Genomic DNA, 17,987 nt, shown 5'->3' with positions numbered 1-17,987 from the left:
CTGCTAGCATGCATCGCATGACCAAGCTGCTCGACCTCGACTGACGCCCCTGCGCGTCCTGTTTGCCGGCGGAACTGCCTCCGCCTGTCGAGTCCTGTCGGAGCCCTAGCGTCATGTCTTCCAAGTTCTTCACCCTCGCGCCCGGCGACCTGCTGCGCGATGCGGTCTACCGGCGGCTGTGGTCGTCCATCCTCATCTCATCGCTGGGCGGGCAGATCACCATGCTCGCGCTGCCGCTGACGGCGGCGGTGCTGCTGCAGGCCAGCCCCACGCAGATGGGCCTGCTGCAGGCGATGGAGATCCTGCCCTTCGTGCTGTTCTCGCTGCCCGCCGGCGTGCTGTTGGACCGCGTGCGCAAGCTGCCGGTCTACATCTGGGGCGAAAGCCTGCTGGCCGTTGCAGTGGCCACCGTGCCGCTCGCGGCCTGGATGGGCTGGCTGGGCATGGGCTGGCTATACGTCGTCGGCTTCGTGCTGGGCTGCGTCTACACGGTGGCCGGCAGCGCGGCGCAGATCGTGCTGACCCAGGTCGTGCCGCGTGAGCGGTTGGTGGAGGCGCATGCCAAGAACGCGCTGGCCTCGTCGGGCGCCGAGGTGGCCGGCCCGGGCCTGGCCGGCGCACTGATCAAGATCTTCGGCGCGCCGCTGGCGCTGGCCGTGGACGCTGTGCTGCTGCTGGTGTCGGCGGCCATCCTGCGCGGCATCCAGGTCAAGGAGACGCTGCTGCCGAGCAGCGGCCACGGCTTCTGGACCGAACTCAAGGCCGGCCTGCATTTCGTGCGCGAGCGCCGGCTGCTGGTCAGCCTGGCCACGGCGACCGGCGCCTGGCAGCTGTTCCACAACGCGGCTCTGGTCGTGCAGATCCTGTTCGCGACGCGCGAGCTGCAGCTGGCCCCGCAGACGGTGGGCCTGTCGTACATCGCGCTGGGTGCCGGCACGGTGCTGGCCAGCATCTTCGGCCACCGCATCAGCCGCCGCATCGGCCCGGGGCCCTGCCTGGTGCTGGGCTATGGGGCTTGCGGCGCGGGCTGGCTGCAGCTGGCCGTCGTGCCGACCGGTCAGCTGGGCATCATCAGCTTCGGGGTGATGCTGTTCGCCTTTGGCGTTGGGGCCGTGCTGATCTTCATCAACTTCCTGTCGCTGCGCCAGGCCGTCACGCCGGCGCCCATGCTGGGCCGCATGACCAGCACGATGCGCTGGCTCATCCTGCTGCCGGCCGGGCCGGGCGCGTTGATCGGCGGCTGGCTGGGTGAGCATGTGGGCCTGCGCGCGGCGCTGGGCTTCTCGGGTGTGGGCGCCTGTCTGCTGGCGCTGTGGGCCTGGCGACATGAGGTGATCCGGGGGGTGCGCGAATTGCCGAAGCCGGTGGAAGTGGTGACCGCGTGAGCGAGTTGCCCGATCCCCTGCTGATCGAGATCCCGGAGCGCCTGGATGGCGAGCGCACCGTGCTGCTCGCGCCGCGCGCCGGCATCGGCGCCGAACTGGCCATCGTCATCACGCAGTCGCTGTCGCATCTGCGGCCGTGGATGCCCTGGGCCCAGGATGCGCCGACGGCGGAGAGCTCCGAGCTGGTCGTGCGCCGCATGCAGGCGGACTTCATCGCGCGCCGCGACCTGTGCTTCCAGGTCTACGCGCGCCGACCCGACGGCAGCCCGGGGCGCATGCTCGGCGGCACCGGCCTGCACCGCATGGACTGGAGCGTGCGGCGCTTCGAGATCGGCTACTGGATACGACCCGAGGCAGCGGGGCAGGGGCATGTCAGCGAGGCGGTGCGCCTGCTGACGGCGCTGGCCTTCGACCGCCTGGCCGCGCGCCGACTGGAGATCCGCTGCGATGCGCGCAACGTGAAGAGCCGGGCCGTGGCCGAGCGCTGCGGCTTCGAGCTGGAGGGCGTGCTGAAGAACGAGGCCCTGGGCGTGGATGGCCACGCGCGCGACACCTGCGTGTACGCGCGCATCTGCTAGCGGCGCAGGGCAGCCGGTGGCGAGGCGGTGATCTCGCCCAGGTCGACCCGGGAATCGATCCTGCCGTCGTCCATGAACATCGGCCCGGCCATCATGGGGCCGGCGCCAATGCCCTTCGACGTCATGTTCCAGCTGCTGCCGCCGCGGCCATTCAGACCGATGGCGTGGATGGCAACGTAGCTGGACAGCACGTCGGCAAACGACGGTGTCGACAGGAACTGCGCCCGCGCCTTGGAGCCGATGGCCGTGTGCACGTTGCCGGCCAGGGCGACCACGGTGTAGCCGGGGTGCGTGGTGAGCGTGAGCCAGGTGTTGTCGGCCATGCTGCGGTCGTTGATGGCGCTGAACCGGTCCTGCTCCGCATCGGTCAGGACCTGCTTCTGCTTGGCATCGAGCGGCGCGATCTCGTGATAGCTGGTCTGCATGGCCAGCACACCCACGCGCTGGCCGGCCTGGCGCCATTGGCGCACCTGCTCGATCAGGCGCAGCATGGCCTGGCTGCTGCGGCCATCCTGGCTGTCCGGCCGTGCCCAGGCCCGCAGGCTCAGCAAGGCCTGCGCATCTGCCGGCTGGCCCGCGGACGCGAGGTAGCGGTTCAAGGCCTCTTGCTCGCTGCCGTCGCGTTCCAGCGCCAGGATGACGGGCCGCCCCTGCTTCAGCAGGCCGCAGACCAGCTGCCCCACAAAGGCGGGCGTCTGCTCGGTGCCGTGCACTTCGCCCACGACGATGACGCGGGCGTCGATCTTGTCGACGGCGATCTGCGGCGCCGCCGCACAGTCGATGGGTGCCGCGCGAGCCGCTTGTGCGGCGAGCAGCAGGGCGAAGGCGAGGCAGGTGGCGCGAAGGTGCATGGGGTCAGCGGGTTAGGTGGGATGCCCGCCGCAGCGTATCAGCCCGGCTTCAGTCGGTCGACGGCGTCGGTAATGATGCCGTCGATGCCCTCGGCGATGAGCCGCCGGGCGACGGCCTCGTCGTTCACCGTGTAGACCAGCGCGCGCCAGCCGTTGGCATGCAGGCGCTGGATCATGGCGGCGTCCATCAGCCGCCAGTTGGTGATGACGGCGACGACCTTCAGGCCTTGGGCGCATTCGAGCCAGCCGTCCCACAGGGTGTCCAGCAGCAGCGCACGGGGCAGCGCGGGTGCGGCGGCGCGGGCGCCGTCGAGCGCTTCGGGCTTGAAGGAACTCAACAACGGCGGCACGGCACCGGCCCACAGGCGTTCGGCCTCGCGCGCGGCGACTTCGCCGGTGGTGCGTTCTGCGCCGGGGCAGGGCTTGATTTCGATGTTCAGCGCGCAGCCGTTGGCCTGGCAGAAGGCGGCGATCTGTTCGATGCGGGGCAGGGGCTCGGCCGCGAAGGGCGGGCTGTGCCAGGCGCCGGCGTCCAGCCGCGCGAGTTCGGACCAGTCCTGCACGGCCGGCGAGCCACTGCCGCTGGTGGTGCGCTCCAAGGTGTCGTCATGCAGCAGGAAGGCCTGGCCGTCCCGGCTGAGCTTGACGTCGCATTCAAAGGCCCGGTAGCCGAAACCCGCGCCGATGCGGAAGGCCGCCAGCGTGTTCTCCGGCGCCAGCTTGCCGGCGCCGCGATGGGCGATCCACAGCGGGTAGGGCCAGGGGGTGTTCACAGGCGCTTTCCGGTGGCGGTGTCGAAGCGGTGCAGGCGCTCGGGCTTGAAACCCAGGTGCAGCAGCTCACCGGGTTGGGGTGGCGGCAGCGTGGCGTCCAGGCGCAGCGTGAAGGGCGTGGCGCTGCCCAGCTTGCCGTAGACCAGGCGCTCGGCGCCCAGCATCTCGATCATCTCGACGCGCAGCGGCCAGCCGCTGTCGGCCAGCTGCGCGTGCTCAGGGCGCAGGCCCATCGTGAGTTCGCCGTCGGCGCTGGGTGGCACCTCCAGCGCGGCGCCGTCGATGAGGAACTGGCCGCCCTGCTGGCGGCCTGGCAGCAGGTTCATGGCGGGCGAGCCGATGAAGCTGGCGACGAAGGTGGACGCCGGCTGGCCGTAGACCTCCTCGGGCGTGCCCATCTGCTCGATGCGGCCGCCGTTCATGACGATGATGCGCTGCGCCAGCGTCATGGCCTCGACCTGGTCGTGGGTGACGAACAGCGACGTGACGCCCAGCTCGCGGTGCAGCTTCTGGATCTCCAGCCGGGTCTGCACGCGCAGCTTGGCGTCGAGGTTGGACAGCGGCTCGTCGAACAGGAAGACCTGCGGATCGCGCACGATGGCGCGGCCCATGGCCACGCGCTGGCGCTGGCCGCCGGACAGCTCTCGCGGCTTGCGGGCCAGCAGGTGGCCCAGCTCCAGGATCTTGGCCGCGCGCTGCACGCGTTCGTCGATGTCCGCCTTGGGCATCTTGCGCAGCTTCAGCCCGTAGGCCATGTTCTCGCCCACGCTCATGTGCGGGTAGAGCGCGTAGTTCTGGAACACCATGGCGATGTCGCGGTCTGCCGGCTCGACGTCGTTGACGACGCGCGCGCCGATGGCGATCTCGCCGTCGCTGACCTCTTCCAGCCCGGCCACCATGCGCAGCAGCGTGGACTTGCCGCAGCCCGAGGGTCCGACGATGACGACGAACTCGCCGTCGCGGACCTCGGCATCGACGCCGTGGATGACCTGTACGGCCTTGGCGCCGTGACCGTAGCGTTTGATGAGCTTGCGAATGGAGATGGCGGCCATTTATTTCTCGGTGTCCACGAGACCCTTGACGAACCAGCGCTGCATCAGGATCACCACCAGCGCGGGCGGGATCATGGCGAGCAGTGCGGTGGCCATGACGAGGTTCCAGTCGTTGGCGGCCTCGCCGCCGCTGATCATTCGCTTGATGCCGATGACCACCGGGTACATGGATTCGTCGGTGGTCACGAGCAGCGGCCACAGGTACTGGTTCCAGCCGTAGATGAACTGGATGACGAAGAGGGCAGCGATGCTGGTGGTGGACAGCGGCAGCAGCACGTCCTTGAAGAAGCGCAGCGGCGACGCGCCGTCGATGCGCGAGGCCTCGACCAGCTCGTCGGGCACGGTCAGGAAGAACTGCCGGAACAAGAAGGTGGCGGTGGCCGAGGCGATCAGCGGCACCGTCAGGCCCGCGTAGCTGTTGAGCATCTGCAGGTCGGCCACCACCTGGTAGGTGGGGCCGATGCGCACCTCCACCGGCAGCATCAGCGTCACGAAGATGGCCCAGAAGAACAGCTGCCGAAGCGGGAAGCGGAAGTAGACGATGGCGAAGGCAGACAGCAGCGAGATGGCGATCTTGCCGACGGCGATGACCAGGGCCGTCACCAGGCTCACCCACATCATGCGGGCCACCGGCGCGCTGGAGCCTGCGCCCGCGCCGCCGCCCAGCGCCGTGGTCATGTTGTCGATCAGATGGCCGCCGGGCAGCAGCGGCATGGGCGCATGGACGATGGCCTCGGCCGTCTGCGTGGCGGCGACGAAGGTCACGTACAGCGGAAAGGCCACCACCGCCACGCCCAGCAGCAGGATGGCGTGGGCCAGCCAGTCCAGCCAGGGCTTTCTCTCGACCATCAGTACTGCACCTTTTTCTCGACGAAGCGGAACTGCAGCACCGTCAGCGTGATGACGATGACCATCAGCACCACGCTCTGCGCCGCGGAACCGCCCAGGTCCAGCGCCTTGAAGCCGTCGTGGTAGACCTTGTAGACCAGGATGGCGGTCTCCTTGCCCGGGCCGCCCTGCGTGGCGGCGTCGACGATGCCGAAGGTGTCGAAGAAGGCGTAGACGATGTTGATGACCAGCAGGAAGAAGCTGGTGGGCGACAGCAGCGGGAAGGTCACGTCCCAGAAGCGCCGCCAGGGGCTGGCGCCGTCGATGGCCGCGGCCTCGATCAGCGAGCGCGGGATGGACTGCAGCCCGGCCAGGAAGAACAGGAAGTTGTAGGAGATCTGCTTCCACACGGCGGCCATGACGATGAGGGTCATCGCGTGGTCGGCGTTCAGCAGGTGGTTCCAGTCGAAGCCCAGCGCGCGCAGGCCGTAGGCCACGATGCCGATGGAAGGCGCGAACATGAACAGCCACAGCACGCCGGCGATGGCCGGCGCCACGGCGTAGGGCCAGATCAGCAGCGTCTTGTAGAGCCCGGCGCCGCGCACGACGCGGTTGGCCATGACGGCCAGCAGCAGCGAGATGGACAGGCCCAGCACGGCGACCAGCAGCGAGAACAGCGCCGTGGTCTTGAACGAGGCGAGGTAGCTGGCGTCGGCCCACAGCGCCTGAAAGTTGGCCAGGCCCACCCACTCGGTGGACAGCCCGAAGGCGTCCTGCTGCTGGAACGACTGCAGCAGCGCCTGCGCCGCCGGCCAGAAGAAGAACACGCCGATGACCACGGCCTGCGGCGCGAGCAGCAGCCAGGGCAGCCAGCGGGAGCGGAAGACGACGCGTTTTTCCTGCGCCATGTCAGTTCCGCGGGCCGAGCGCCGGGCCGCTCCCAAGCCGGCCCGTCATGGCGATGTGCCTGTCGGTCAACCCGACAGGCATCGCCGTCCCCTCGGGGGACCGGCCAACGTACCCGTTGGACGAGGGGCTCACAGCTTCGCGGTCTTCTGGAACTTCTCGAGCTGCTCGTTGCCACGTTTGATCGCCGCATCGATGCCTTCCTTAGCGGTCTTCTTGCCGGCCCAGATCAGCTCGAATTCCTCGTCGACGATGGTGCGGATCTGCGGATGGTTGCCCAGACGCACGCCGCGCGACTTGTCGGTGGTCTTGCGGATCATCTGGTTCACGGCGACGTCGCTGCCCGGGTTGGCCTTGTAGAAGCCGCTGGCCTCGGTGGTGACGAAGGCGGCCTTGGTGGCGGGCAGGTAGCCGGTGCGCTTGTGGCTTTCCGACGCGACATCGGCGCGCGCCAGGTACTCGAAGAACTTGGCCACGCCCTTGTAATCGGCCGGCTTCTTGCCCGCCATCACCCACAGGCTGGCGCCGCCGATGACGGTGTTCTGCGGTGCGCCGGGCACGTCGGGGTAGTAGGGCAGGGCGGTGATGCCAAAGGCGAACTTGGCGTTTTTCTTGATGTCGCCATAGATGCTGGACGACGCCGTCGTCATCGCGCACTCGCCCGAGACGAAGGTGGCGTCGGACGCGTTGCCGCGGCCCTTGTAGACGAACAGGCCCTGCTTGGCCATGTTGGCCAGGTTCTCGATGTGGCGCAGGTGCAGCGGCGTGTTGAAGGCCAGCCGGGCGTCCAGGCCACCAAAGCCGTTGTTCTTGGTCGCGAACTCGACGTTGTGCCAAGCCGAGAAGCTCTCCAGCTGCGTCCAGCTCATCCAGGAGGTGGTGAGCGGGCATTTGCTGCCATTGGCCTTGAGCTTGGCGGCGGCCGAAGCCACCTCGGGCCAGCTGGTGGGCGGCTTGTCGACGCCCGCGGCCTTCAGCGCGTCCTTGTTGTAGAAGAACACCGTCGTCGAGCTGTTGAAGGGGAAGCTCAGCATCTGGCCGTTGGGCGCCGTGTAATAGCTGGCCACGGCCGGCACATAGGCGCTGGGGTCGAAGGGGATGCCAGCCTCCTTCATGAGGTCGGCCACGGGCTTGATGGCGGCCTTGCTGGCCATCATGGTGGCCGTGCCCACCTCGAAGACCTGCAGGATGTGCGGCGCCTGGCCGGCCCGGAAGGCGGCGATGGCTGCGGGCATGGATTCTTCGTAGGTGCCCTTGAACGTGGGCACGACCTTGTAATCCTTCTGGTTGGCGTTGAAGTCGCGGGCCAGGTCGTTGACCCATTCGCCGCGCGCGCCGCCCATGGCGTGCCACCACTGGATCTCGGTCTGCGCGTGGGCCTGGGCGGCCAGGGCCAGGCTGGCGGCAACCGTTGCAATTTGGGCGAACGACTTCATCCAGTGTCTCCGTCAGCTGTTTTGCGGGCCAGCATAGCGCCGCTTGTTGAGCCGCGAATGGCGGACAAACACGGTGGCGCCCAGAGGGCAAGACCCCTCGGTTAGCATTCCGGACCCTGCCGCAAGGGGCTGTGGCCACAAGCCGGGCGTCCTTGCCCGCCTTGCTGCCGACCCGAGCCGCGGCCCGTCCGATCCAGCCTGCCAAGGCGACTTTCCCGGTCACGCCGGTTGCCATGAACGCTCCGCATCCCTTGATGCCCACCGCCGATCACCCGGCGGACGAGACCGCAGCCCCCCGGTTGCGCGAGATTCCCTACAACTACACGTCGTTCTCCGACCGCGAGATCGTCATCCGCCTGCTGGGCTCCCGGGCCTGGGAGCTGCTGGACCAGTTGCGGCTGGAGCGCCGCACCGGCCGGTCCGCGCGCATGTTGTACGAGGTGCTGGGCGACATCTGGGTGGTGCAGCGCAACCCCTACCTGCAGGACGACCTGCTGGACAACCCACGCCGCCGGGGCCAACTGATCGAGGCCTTGCACCACCGCCTGGGCGAGGTGGAGAAGCGCCGTGACGCCGCCGCCGACGCCCAGCGCGACGCGTCGGTGGGCGAGCTGCTGAAGGCGGCCCGTGGTGCCGTCGCCGAATTCGCGCTGATGTTCGAGCGCGTGGCGGAGTTGCGCAAGCGCTCGGCCAGGAAGCTGGCCAAGCACACGGCCAAGGACAACATCAAGTTCGACGGCCTGTCGCGCGTGTCCCATGTGACGGACGCAACCGACTGGCGCGTCGAGTACCCGTTCGTCGTGCTGACGCCGGACACCGAAGAAGAGATGGCCGGCTTGGTCGGTGCCTGCTTCGAGCTCGGGCTGACCGTCATCCCGCGGGGCGGCGGCACGGGTTACACGGGCGGCGCGATCCCGCTGGTGTGGAACAGCGCCGTCATCAACACCGAGAAGCTGGAAGCGCTGCGCGGCGTCGAGATGCTGCGTCTGCCGGGCCTGGACCGCGAGGTGCCGACCATCTTCAGCGAGGCCGGTGTCGTCACGCAGCGCGTGGCTGACCTGGCCGAGGCCAACGGCTTCGTGTTCGCGGTGGACCCGACCAGCGCCGAGGCCAGCTGCATCGGCGGCAACGTCGCGATGAACGCCGGCGGCAAGAAGGCCGTGCTGTGGGGCACGGCGCTGGACAACCTGGCCAGCTGGAAGATGGTGACACCCGAGGCCAAGTGGCTGGAGGTGATCCGCCTGAACCACAACCTCGGCAAGATCCACGATGTGGAAGTGGCGAGCTTCGAGCTGCGCTATTTCGACGCCTCGGGCACCAAGCTCGAAAAGACCGAACGGCTGGACATCCCGGGCCGTGTCTTCCGCAAGGAGGGCCTGGGCAAGGACGTGACGGACAAGTTCCTCGCCGGCCTGCCGGGCATCCAGAAGGAAGGCTGCGACGGTCTCATCACCAGCGCGCGCTGGATCGTGCACCGCATGCCGGCGCATGTGCGCACGGTCTGCCTGGAGTTCTTCGGCAACCCCAAGGACTGCGTGCCCAGCATCGTCGACATCAAGGACTACATGTTCTCGATTGCCGACACCGGCGTGCTGCTGGCGGGCCTGGAGCACCTGGATGACCGCTACCTGAAGGCCGTGGGCTACGCGACCAAGAGCAAGCGCGGCGGCCTGCCCAAGATGGTGCTGGTGGGCGACATCGTCGGCGACGACGCCGATGCGGTGGCGCGCGCCACCAGCGAGGTCGTGCGCCTGGCCAACGGCCGCTCGGGCGAGGGCTTCATCGCCGTCAGCGCCGATGCGCGCAAGAAGTTCTGGCTGGACCGCAAGCGCACCGCGGCGATCAGCAAGCACACGAACGCGTTCAAGGTGAACGAGGACGTGGTCATCCCGCTGCCGCGCATGGGCGAGTACACGCTCGGCATCGAGCGCATCAACATCGAGCTGTCCTTGCGCAACAAGCTGGCGCTGGTGACGGCGCTGCAGGCGTTGTTCACGACCGGCAAGCTGCCGCTGGGCAAGAGCGACGACGCCGGTGAGATCCCCAGCGCCGAGCTGCTGGAGGACCGCGTGCAGCAGGCGTTGACGCTGCTGCGCGAGGTTGGTGGCCAGTGGCAGCAGTGGCTGGTCGGGCTGGATGGCCCGGACGGGGGCTTCTTCGAAGGCCTGCAGACGCACGAGCTGCGGGCGTCGTGGAAGACGCAGATCCTGAAGCCGCTGCAGGCCATCTTCAGCGGCGCGGCCTTCGAGCCGCTGCTGGCCGAGTGCCGCCGCATCCACCAGGAGGTGCTGCGCGGCCGCGTCTGGGTGGCCTTGCACATGCATGCCGGCGACGGCAATGTGCACACCAACATCCCCGTCAACAGCGATAACTACGAGATGCTGCAGACGGCGCATGAGGCGGTCGCCCGCATCATGACGCTGGCGCGCTCGCTGGACGGTGTGATCTCCGGCGAGCACGGCATCGGCATCACCAAGCTGGAGTTCCTGACCGACGAGGAGTTGGCCAACTTCACGGCCTACAAGCAGCGCGTGGACCCCGAAGGCCGCTTCAACAAGGGCAAGTTGCTCAGGGACGCGGCGCACCCGGCCGATCTGCGCAATGCCTACACGCCGTCCTTCGGCCTGATGGGGCATGAGTCGCTGATCATGCAGCAGAGCGACATCGGCGCGATCAGCGACTCCATCAAGGACTGCCTGCGTTGCGGCAAGTGCAAGCCCGTCTGCGCCACGCATGTGCCGCGCGCCAACCTGCTCTATTCGCCGCGCAACAAGATCCTCGCCACGTCGTTGCTGGTCGAGGCCTTCCTGTACGAGGAGCAGACGCGCCGCGGCGTGTCCATCAAGCACTGGCAGGAGTTCGAGGACGTCGCCGACCACTGCACGGTCTGCCACAAATGCCTGTCGCCTTGCCCCGTCAAGATCGACTTCGGCGACGTGACGATGAACATGCGCAACCTGCTGCGCAAGATGGGCCAGAAGACCTGGCGGCCCGGTAACGCGGCGGCCATGTTCATGCTGAACGCGACCAACCCCGAGACCATCAAGCTGGCGCGCACGGCCATGGTGGGCATCGGCTTCAAGGTCCAGCGCCTGGCCGTCGACCTGTTCAAGCCGGCAGGCCGCAAACAGACCAGCGCGCCGCCGGCCACGCTGGGCGCCGCGCCGATCAAGGAACAGGTCATCCACTTCATCAACAAGAAGCTGCCCGGTGGCCTGCCCAAGAAGACGGCGCGCGCGCTGCTGGACATCGAGGACAAGGACTACGTGCCCATCATTCGCCCGCCCGCGCTGGCGAGCGAGACCGAGGCTGTGTTCTATTTCCCCGGCTGCGGCTCGGAGCGGCTGTTCAGCCAGGTGGGCCTGGCCACGCAGGCCATGCTGTGGCATGCCGGCGTGCAGACGGTGCTGCCGCCCGGGTATCTGTGCTGCGGCTACCCGCAGCGCGGCTCGGGCCAGTTCGACAAGGCCGAGAAGATGATCACCGACAACCGGGTGCTCTTCCACCGCGTCGCCAACACGCTGAACTACCTGGACATCAAGACCGTGGTGGTGAGCTGCGGCACCTGCTACGACCAGCTGCAGGGCTACAAGTTCGAGGACATCTTCCCCGGCTGCCGCATCATCGACATCCACGAGTACCTGCTGGAGAAGGGCATCACGCTCGGCTCCAAGACCAGCTACCTGTACCACGACCCCTGCCATTCGCCGATGAAGCTGCAGGAGCCGATGAAGACGGTGAAGGCGCTGGTGGGCGAGAACGTCGTCAAGAACGAGCGCTGCTGCGGCGAGAGCGGCACGCTGGGCGTCACGCGGCCCGACATCTCGACGCAGGTGCGCTTCCGCAAGGAAGAGGAACTGCGCAAGACCGAGACGCAGCTGCGCGAGTCGGGCGCCGTCGGCGAAAAAGAGAATCTCAAGATCCTGACGTCCTGCCCGAGCTGCCTGCAGGGCCTGAGCCGCTATGGCGACGACCTGCAGAACGGCCTGCTCGAAGCCGACTACATCGTCGTCGAGATGGCCCGGCAGATCCTGGGCGAGAACTGGATGCCCGAGTACGTGGCCAAGGCCAACAACGGCGGCATCGAACGGGTGTTGGTGTGAGCTGCGTCTTGTGCGAGACCGATGGCGGCCTCTTCGTCGTGCGCACGCCGCGGTTCCGCATCGTGCGCGTGCTCGACGAGCCGGCCCATCCGGCCTTCTACCGGCTCATCTGGAACGCCCATGTCGCCGAGTTCAGCGACCTGTCTGACACAGATCGACACGCCTGCATGGACGCTGTCACCGAGATCGAGCGGGCTCTGAGGTCTTTGCTCGCCCCGACCAAGGTGAATCTGGCCTCGCTGGGCAATGTCGTGCCGCATCTGCACTGGCATGTCATCGCCCGTTTCGACGGTGACAGCCATTTCCCCGCGCCCATCTGGGCCGCGTCGCGGCGCGAGGCCCAGCCGGTGCTGGCACGGCCGCTGGAGGCCGTCGACGCGGCCATCGCCGCAGCGCTCAGCGGCTGAGCACGGCCACCCGCACGCCGGCGGGCTTGGCGCCGGCCATCTGCGCGTCGCTGAGCCTGGGGTCGATGAAGTCGACGCTGAAGCGATAGATCTGTGCCGCTGCCACCGTGCGCGGGCCGCAGTCCAGCTTGTTCACCGCATGGCGCACGCCGCGAGCAATCTTCTGCGAGATGCCGTTGGCCTGGACCGCGGCGACCTCGCCGTTCTCCATGACGAATTGCACCTTCACTTCGCCGTAGCGGGCCTCGTCCTGCCAGATGCGGCCCAGGGCGCTCTGCAGCTGCCCATCGAGGTCAGAGCAGGCGGCATGCACGTCGTAGCGCGCGGGCGCTTCGATGACGCGGCCGCTGACCTCGACGCGCTCAAGGTCGGCGGGTTCGGCAAATGCGGGGCCAGCGGTCAGCGTGAGGCTGATGGCGCAAGCCAGGCCGGCGAGCAGGCCGTTGAGGGCGGGTGAGCGGCGGGCGATCGAGTAGTGGTTGGACATGACAAGCTCCTGTGGGTCTAGAGGGGCAGGGCGCGCGAAGGGCGTCGACCTGTGCTCAGACTAGGCGTCTGACTGAGCGGGCCCAAGCCGCAGGCGATGAGTTGCCGCCCGCATGCGACGGCACGCTGAAAAGCGCGCCTGAATTGCATGAAGTCCGTTTCGCGCCGACGAACGAGCCGATGCCATTCGTCATGGCTGGATGCCATCCGTGAATGCCCGCTAGGGTGGCCCCCGTCACTGCGGGAAGTGACAAGCGAGATTTCGTGTGCCGGACACACTGCGCGCCGCTTCGGATGGTGCCGCATCGGTGGGCGTTGACGTCGTTGGAGATGAGCCCGGCCGGTGAGCCTCGACAAGGTGGTGCTTCCCGTGGAGATCCCATGGGCCGAGCCGGTGCGCCGTACGCCACGGCGACTTTTGCGGAACTATCAAGATGAGCTTTGTCTTTGCGAACCCGAAAAGCCTGCTCGCGCTGGCGTGCGGCCTGGCGATGGCCGGCGCAGCCCAGGCGGGCGTGTCGAACCAGCAGGTCGACCGCGGCCTGACCAGCGTCGTGCAGCGCGCGGCGCCCGTCACCGACCGCCTGATCATTGGCTACCGCGACGCCGCCGAAGCCGATGCCGGCGACGCCCGCGTGCTGCGCGCCCGCAGCGTGGCGAGCCATGCAATGTCGACCCGCGTGGCCGCCCTGAATGCCGCGCTGGCCCAGCGCGGCGTCAAGGCCGGGCTGCTGCGCCAGATGGGCACCGGCGCCCACGTGTTCAAGCTGGACCGCGCGCTGTCGCACAGCGACCTGCAGCGCGTCGCGGCCGAGCTGAAGGCGGCAGACGCCAACATCGCCTACGCGGAACCCGACCGCAAGATGTACCCGCTGATGACGCCCAATGACTCGAGCTACACCGCTCAGTGGGACTTGTACGAGACGACGGGCGGTATCCGCGCCCCGGCGGCCTGGGACCTGGCGACTGGCTCCGGCGTCACCGTCGCCGTCATCGACACCGGCATCCGCCCGCACGCCGACCTGTCCGGCCAGATCGTGGCCGGCTACGACATGATCAAGGACACGGCCGTCTCCAATGACGGCAATGCCCGCGACAGCGACCCGAGCGACCCTGGCGACTGGACGGTGGCTGGCGAATGCGGCGCCGGCGAACCGGCCAGCGGCTCCAGCTGGCACGGCACGCACGTGGCCGGCACCATCGCCGCGAAGACGAACAACTCGACCGGCGTGGCCGGCATCGCCTTCAATGCCAAGATCCAGCCGGTGCGTGTGCTGGGCAAGTGCGGTGGCTACACCTCCGACATCGCCGACGGCATGATCTGGGCCTCGGGCGGCGCCGTCACCGGCCTGCCGACGAACGCGACGCCGTCGCGCGTCATCAACATGTCGCTGGGCGGCGGCGGCGCCTGCGACACGACGTCACAGAACGCGATCAACAGCGCCCGCTCGCGCGGCACGGTGGTGGTCGTCGCGGCCGGCAACGAGAACCAGAACGCCAGCAACTCCAACCCGGCCAACTGCTCCGGCGTCATTGCCGTGGCGGCCACGGACCGCAACGGCGCACGTTCGTACTACTCGAACTACGGCGCCGTCGTGGCGCTGGCCGCACCGGGCGGCGACGTGCGCTCGTCCAGCAGCAACGGCATCCTGAGCACGCTCAATGCCGGCACGCAGTCGCCAGGCGCCGACAGCTACGCCTACTACCAGGGCACGTCGATGGCGACGCCCCACGTGGCCGGCGTCGTCGCGCTGATGCTGAGCGCCAAGCCGACTGCCACGCCGGACCAGATCAAGGCAGTCCTGCAAAGCAGCGCGCGTGCCTTCCCCGGCACCTGCTCGCAGTGCGGCTCGGGCATCCTGGACGCGGCGGCAGCGGTGGCGGCCATCAGCGGCACCGGTGGCCTGCCGACGGTCAACGAGACCGAGTCCAACGGCACGATCGCCACGGCCAACACCGTGTCGGCACCGGCCAACGTGAACGGCAGCATCGGCTCGACCAGCGACACCGACTACTTCAAGGTGACGCTGCCGGCCGGCAAGACGCTGAGCGCGACGCTGACGATGGGCAGCAGCAGCAACGACTTCGACCTCTACGTGAAGAACAGCTCGGGCACGACGCTGGCGAAGAGCGAGAAGGCGGCCGGCCAGGTCGACAGCACGACCTACGCCAACGGTGGCAGCAGCGCCATCACGCTGTATGTGCAGGTGCTGCGCTACAGCGGCACCGGCGCGTACACGCTGAAGCTGCAGTGGTGAAAGTTTTGGCGTGAGTGAGGTGCCCGGCGGTCCATCAGACAGGCCGTCGGGTGCCGCTCACCGAATGGCGCCTTCGCCCGCTTCAGCATGCTGCTGAAGAAGGGGTATTTCGGTGAGCCTGTTTAGACCTTCGGATCCTTCCCAGACCCACTGCAGCAACGAGGGCGACGCCCATGAGCTGCAGTTGCGAAGGCTCCGGAACGACTGCCGTCAATTGGGCCGATCCTGGCGCCCCGCTGATGCACGGTCCGTCAGTGGTGACGCCTGCGGCCCCGAAACTGCAATTTGCGACGCCACCAGCCGGGTCGCTGGCGTACCAGTCCAGATTGGACGGCCCTCCTTTGACGATGGAAAGGCTGGCGCCACGGTAGCCCGGTTCTGTAAAGAGCCGAAAATCAACCGCCGTAAGGTTGCGTGCGCTGTCTGTCCACAGATCGACGTCATAAGAGCCCGCCATGGTCCACGACGCCGTGCCGATCGTGATGCTCAATTGGTGGACCGTGGTCTCCACCACGAAGAGGCCCGGGAACCACTCGATGCCTGAACTGAGATCCGCTGTGAATGACAGGCTGCCGACGAAAGAAGTGGTCGGCGGCGTTACGAAGCCAAAGACGGTGTGACCCGGTCCAACGGAGGTGGCGCGAAGATCCAGCGCGTACGTGAACGTCTCTGCTCGCGCATGCAAGGCAGTCACGGCGAGCAGGCATAGGGCGGCCGATCGGAATGCACCAAGTCGGGACATTGTGGGCAGGGGCATAACGAGTCTTCTGAAGGGTGGCGGTGCGCCGATTCTTCGCGCTCGACGATCACTGCACCCTCCCTAGTTGCTGGTGCTCCGCCGCTCGCCACCGCCTTCGGTGGCGAACTGGGAGGCCAGGCCTGCTCGCTGGCTCACCACACGGTCAGCGGGTCGGTGGCCACCATCGCACTCCCGGGCTTGCAGGAGAACGCCTGCGCGAAATAGGCCGAATTGCTCATCGGCGTCAGCACGCGGTACTTGGCCGGCGAGTGGCTGTCGGTGCGCAGCTGGTTGATGAGGAACTCGGTGCGCACCTTGGTGCGCCAGATCAGCGCGTTGCTCAGGAAGAAGCGCTGTGCCGGCGTGTAGCCGTCGATCTTCCTGTCGGCGGTGCCGGTGCGCTTCAGCGCCCGCTGCAGGCCCTCGTAGGCGATGGGCAGGCCCGACATGTCGGAGATGTTCTCGCCCAGCGTCAACCGGCCGTTGATGCTGTAGCCCGGCAGCGGCGAGATCGCGCCGTAGCGCTCGGCCACCTTGTCGGCACGGGCCTTGTAGCCGGCCGCGTCGGCCGCGGTCCACCAGTCGGTCAGCGAGCCGCCTGCGTCGAAGTTCCGGCCGCTGTCGTCGAAGTGGTGCGTGATCTCGTGGCCGATGACCATGCCGATGCCGCCGTAGTTGGCGGCGTCATCCGCCTTGGCGTCGAAGAACGGCGGCTGCAGGATGCCAGCCGGGAACGTGATCTCGTTGAGGCCGCCGGCAAAGGCGTTGACGATGTGCGGGCTGGTGCGCCAGCGGCCGCGCTCCACCGGGGCGTCCAGGTCTTTCACCTGGCGGTCGCTGTGCCACAGCGCCACCTTCAGCCAGTTGCCGGCGAAATCCGTCGTGCTGAGCTGCAAGCCCTCGTACTGCGGCCATTTGTCGGGGGCGCCGATCTTGGGCTGCATCTGCGCCAGCTTGTCCAGCGCCTTGGCCTTGGTGGGCGCCGTCATCCACGTCAGCTTCTCGATGCGCTCGCGCATGCTGGCGCGGATGTCCTCCACGAGGGCCAGCGAGCGCTTCTGCGCCTCCGGCGAGAAGGCGCGGGCGACGAAGAGTTCGCCCAGCGCCAGCGCCACGGGCTCGTTGCCGTAGCGGCCGCCGATCTGCACGATGACGTCCTCGGCGCGCGGCGGCGGTGCCTGCAGGCCGGTGATGGTCTTGCCGCGGTATTCGAAGGACGCCGTCGAGAAGGCCTTGGGCAGCCGCGGCGCGGCGGCGTCCAGCACGCGCAGCGCCAGGTACTGGCGCCAGACCGGCAGCGGCGTCTCGGCGGCGAGCTGGGCCAACCGGGTCGCGAACTCGGGCTGGCCGACGATGAAGCGCTGCGGCGGCTTGGCGCCTGCCGTCAGCACGGCCAGGTAGGCCGTCCAGTCCAACCCGGGCGCGGCGGCCGCCAGCTCGGCTGGGCTCATGGCGTTGTAGTTGGCGTTCGGGTCGCGCAGCTGGGTGCGTTCGCGCGAGCTTTCGGCCAGCCGGGTCTCGAAGGCGAACAGGGCGTCCAGCTCGGCGTCGCTGGCGGGCTTGCCGGCGGCGGCGAGCAGGCTGCGCGTGTAGCCGCGATAGGCCGCCTTGACGGCGCGGGTGCGCTCGTCGTCGCGGAAATAGTCGTCCCGGTCCGGCAGCCCCAGGCCGGACTGGTTGAGGCCCAGCACGTTGCGGCGGGTGTCCTTGCGGTCCGGCTGCACGCTGAAGCTCAGCGGCGCGCTGACGCCGCCGCGGTTCAGCAGCGCGAGCAGCGCGGGCAGGTCCTCGCGGCGCTGCAGCGCGTCGACGCGGTTCAGCAGCGGTGTGACCGGGCTGAAGCCGCGCGCCTCGATGGCGGCCTCGTCCATGCCGCTGGCGAAATAGGCGGCGATCAGCTTCAGGCCGGGCGTCGTCTGCAGCGCCGGCTTGTTGGCCAGTTCCTTCAGCGCCTTGTCCAGCAGTTCGTCATTGGCCTGGCGCAGCTGCTCGAAGCTGCCGATGCGCGCGCGGCTGGCGGGCAGCTCGGTCGCGGCCTCCCAGTTCGCGTTGACGAAGGCATAGAAGTCGTCGCAGGGCGCGACGTCCTTGGACAGGCCGGCGAGGTCCAGCGCCTGGGCGGCGCCGGCCAGGGCGAGCAAGGCCGCGGCAGCGGCCAGGCGGTGACGGGCAAAACGGGGCATGA

At 68.3% G+C, this 17,987-nt stretch carries 14 protein-coding genes; 5 read left to right on the top strand and 9 right to left on the bottom strand.

Annotation, left to right across the window (positions count from 1 at the left end):
* The first annotated feature begins 113 nt into the window (after positions 1–113).
* Positions 114–1,385, top strand: coding sequence for an MFS transporter (locus tag AC1D29_RS26345; protein ID WP_477903123.1), 1,272 nt, complete (start codon positions 114–116; stop codon positions 1,383–1,385).
* On the top strand, positions 1,382–1,963 hold the full coding sequence (locus tag AC1D29_RS26340) for a GNAT family N-acetyltransferase (RefSeq protein WP_477903121.1): 582 nt from the start codon (positions 1,382–1,384) through the stop codon (positions 1,961–1,963). Before AC1D29_RS26345 ends, AC1D29_RS26340 begins: the two co-directional genes overlap by 4 nt.
* Here the strand turns inward: AC1D29_RS26340 and AC1D29_RS26335 are convergent.
* The 6 genes from AC1D29_RS26335 to ugpB form a co-directional block, all read right to left on the bottom strand.
* Positions 1,960–2,814, bottom strand: a complete 855-nt coding sequence (locus AC1D29_RS26335) for a TraB/GumN family protein (protein ID WP_477903119.1) — start codon at positions 2,812–2,814, stop codon at positions 1,960–1,962. The two genes, AC1D29_RS26340 and AC1D29_RS26335, sit on opposite strands and share 4 nt — an antisense overlap.
* Before the next feature lie 38 nt (positions 2,815–2,852).
* Positions 2,853–3,587, bottom strand: coding sequence for a glycerophosphodiester phosphodiesterase (gene ugpQ / locus AC1D29_RS26330; protein ID WP_477903117.1), 735 nt, complete (start codon positions 3,585–3,587; stop codon positions 2,853–2,855).
* Positions 3,584–4,639 (bottom strand): sn-glycerol-3-phosphate import ATP-binding protein UgpC, encoded by a 1,056-nt coding sequence (locus tag AC1D29_RS26325; RefSeq protein WP_477903115.1) that lies wholly within the window; start codon positions 4,637–4,639, stop codon positions 3,584–3,586. The genes ugpQ and AC1D29_RS26325 overlap by 4 nt, the downstream gene beginning before the upstream one ends.
* A complete protein-coding gene (gene ugpE, locus AC1D29_RS26320; protein ID WP_477903113.1) occupies positions 4,640–5,488 on the bottom strand; it encodes a sn-glycerol-3-phosphate ABC transporter permease UgpE in 849 nt (282 codons plus the stop codon).
* Positions 5,488–6,375: a sn-glycerol-3-phosphate ABC transporter permease UgpA gene (ugpA, locus tag AC1D29_RS26315; protein WP_477903111.1), complete on the bottom strand. Its 888-nt coding sequence runs from the start codon at positions 6,373–6,375 to the stop codon at positions 5,488–5,490. The genes ugpE and ugpA overlap by 1 nt, the downstream gene beginning before the upstream one ends.
* Before the next feature lie 129 nt (positions 6,376–6,504).
* Positions 6,505–7,809, bottom strand: coding sequence for a sn-glycerol-3-phosphate ABC transporter substrate-binding protein UgpB (gene ugpB, locus AC1D29_RS26310; protein WP_477903109.1), 1,305 nt, complete (start codon positions 7,807–7,809; stop codon positions 6,505–6,507).
* A 254-nt stretch (positions 7,810–8,063) separates the two neighbouring features.
* Here ugpB and AC1D29_RS26305 point away from each other — a divergent pair, with 254 nt between their 5' ends.
* Entirely contained in the window at positions 8,064–11,912 is a 3,849-nt protein-coding gene (locus tag AC1D29_RS26305; RefSeq protein ID WP_477903107.1) for a DUF3683 domain-containing protein, read from the top strand.
* Positions 11,909–12,319, top strand: coding sequence for an HIT family protein (locus AC1D29_RS26300; RefSeq protein WP_477903105.1), 411 nt, complete (start codon positions 11,909–11,911; stop codon positions 12,317–12,319). The genes AC1D29_RS26305 and AC1D29_RS26300 overlap by 4 nt, the downstream gene beginning before the upstream one ends.
* Here the strand turns inward: AC1D29_RS26300 and AC1D29_RS26295 are convergent.
* Complete coding sequence (locus tag AC1D29_RS26295; RefSeq protein ID WP_477903103.1) at positions 12,309–12,806, bottom strand: hypothetical protein; 498 nt, start codon at positions 12,804–12,806, stop codon at positions 12,309–12,311. The two genes, AC1D29_RS26300 and AC1D29_RS26295, sit on opposite strands and share 11 nt — an antisense overlap.
* Positions 12,807–13,239: 433 nt before the next feature.
* Between AC1D29_RS26295 and AC1D29_RS26290 the strand changes: the two genes are divergently transcribed.
* A complete protein-coding gene (locus AC1D29_RS26290; protein WP_477903101.1) occupies positions 13,240–15,063 on the top strand; it encodes a S8 family peptidase in 1,824 nt (607 codons plus the stop codon).
* A gap of 82 nt (positions 15,064–15,145) precedes the next feature.
* Here AC1D29_RS26290 and AC1D29_RS26285 read toward each other — a convergent pair whose 3' ends face one another.
* Both AC1D29_RS26285 and AC1D29_RS26280 read right to left on the bottom strand, forming a co-directional pair.
* On the bottom strand, positions 15,146–15,757 hold the full coding sequence (locus AC1D29_RS26285) for a hypothetical protein (RefSeq protein WP_477903099.1): 612 nt from the start codon (positions 15,755–15,757) through the stop codon (positions 15,146–15,148).
* 197 nt (positions 15,758–15,954) lie between these two features.
* Complete coding sequence (locus AC1D29_RS26280) at positions 15,955–17,985, bottom strand: M13 family metallopeptidase (RefSeq protein ID WP_477903097.1); 2,031 nt, start codon at positions 17,983–17,985, stop codon at positions 15,955–15,957.
* Positions 17,986–17,987 lie beyond the last annotated feature (2 nt).

The organism is Roseateles sp. P1_C6 (assembly GCF_056406315.1).
This window is presented reverse-complemented; position numbering and strand designations above follow the sequence as displayed.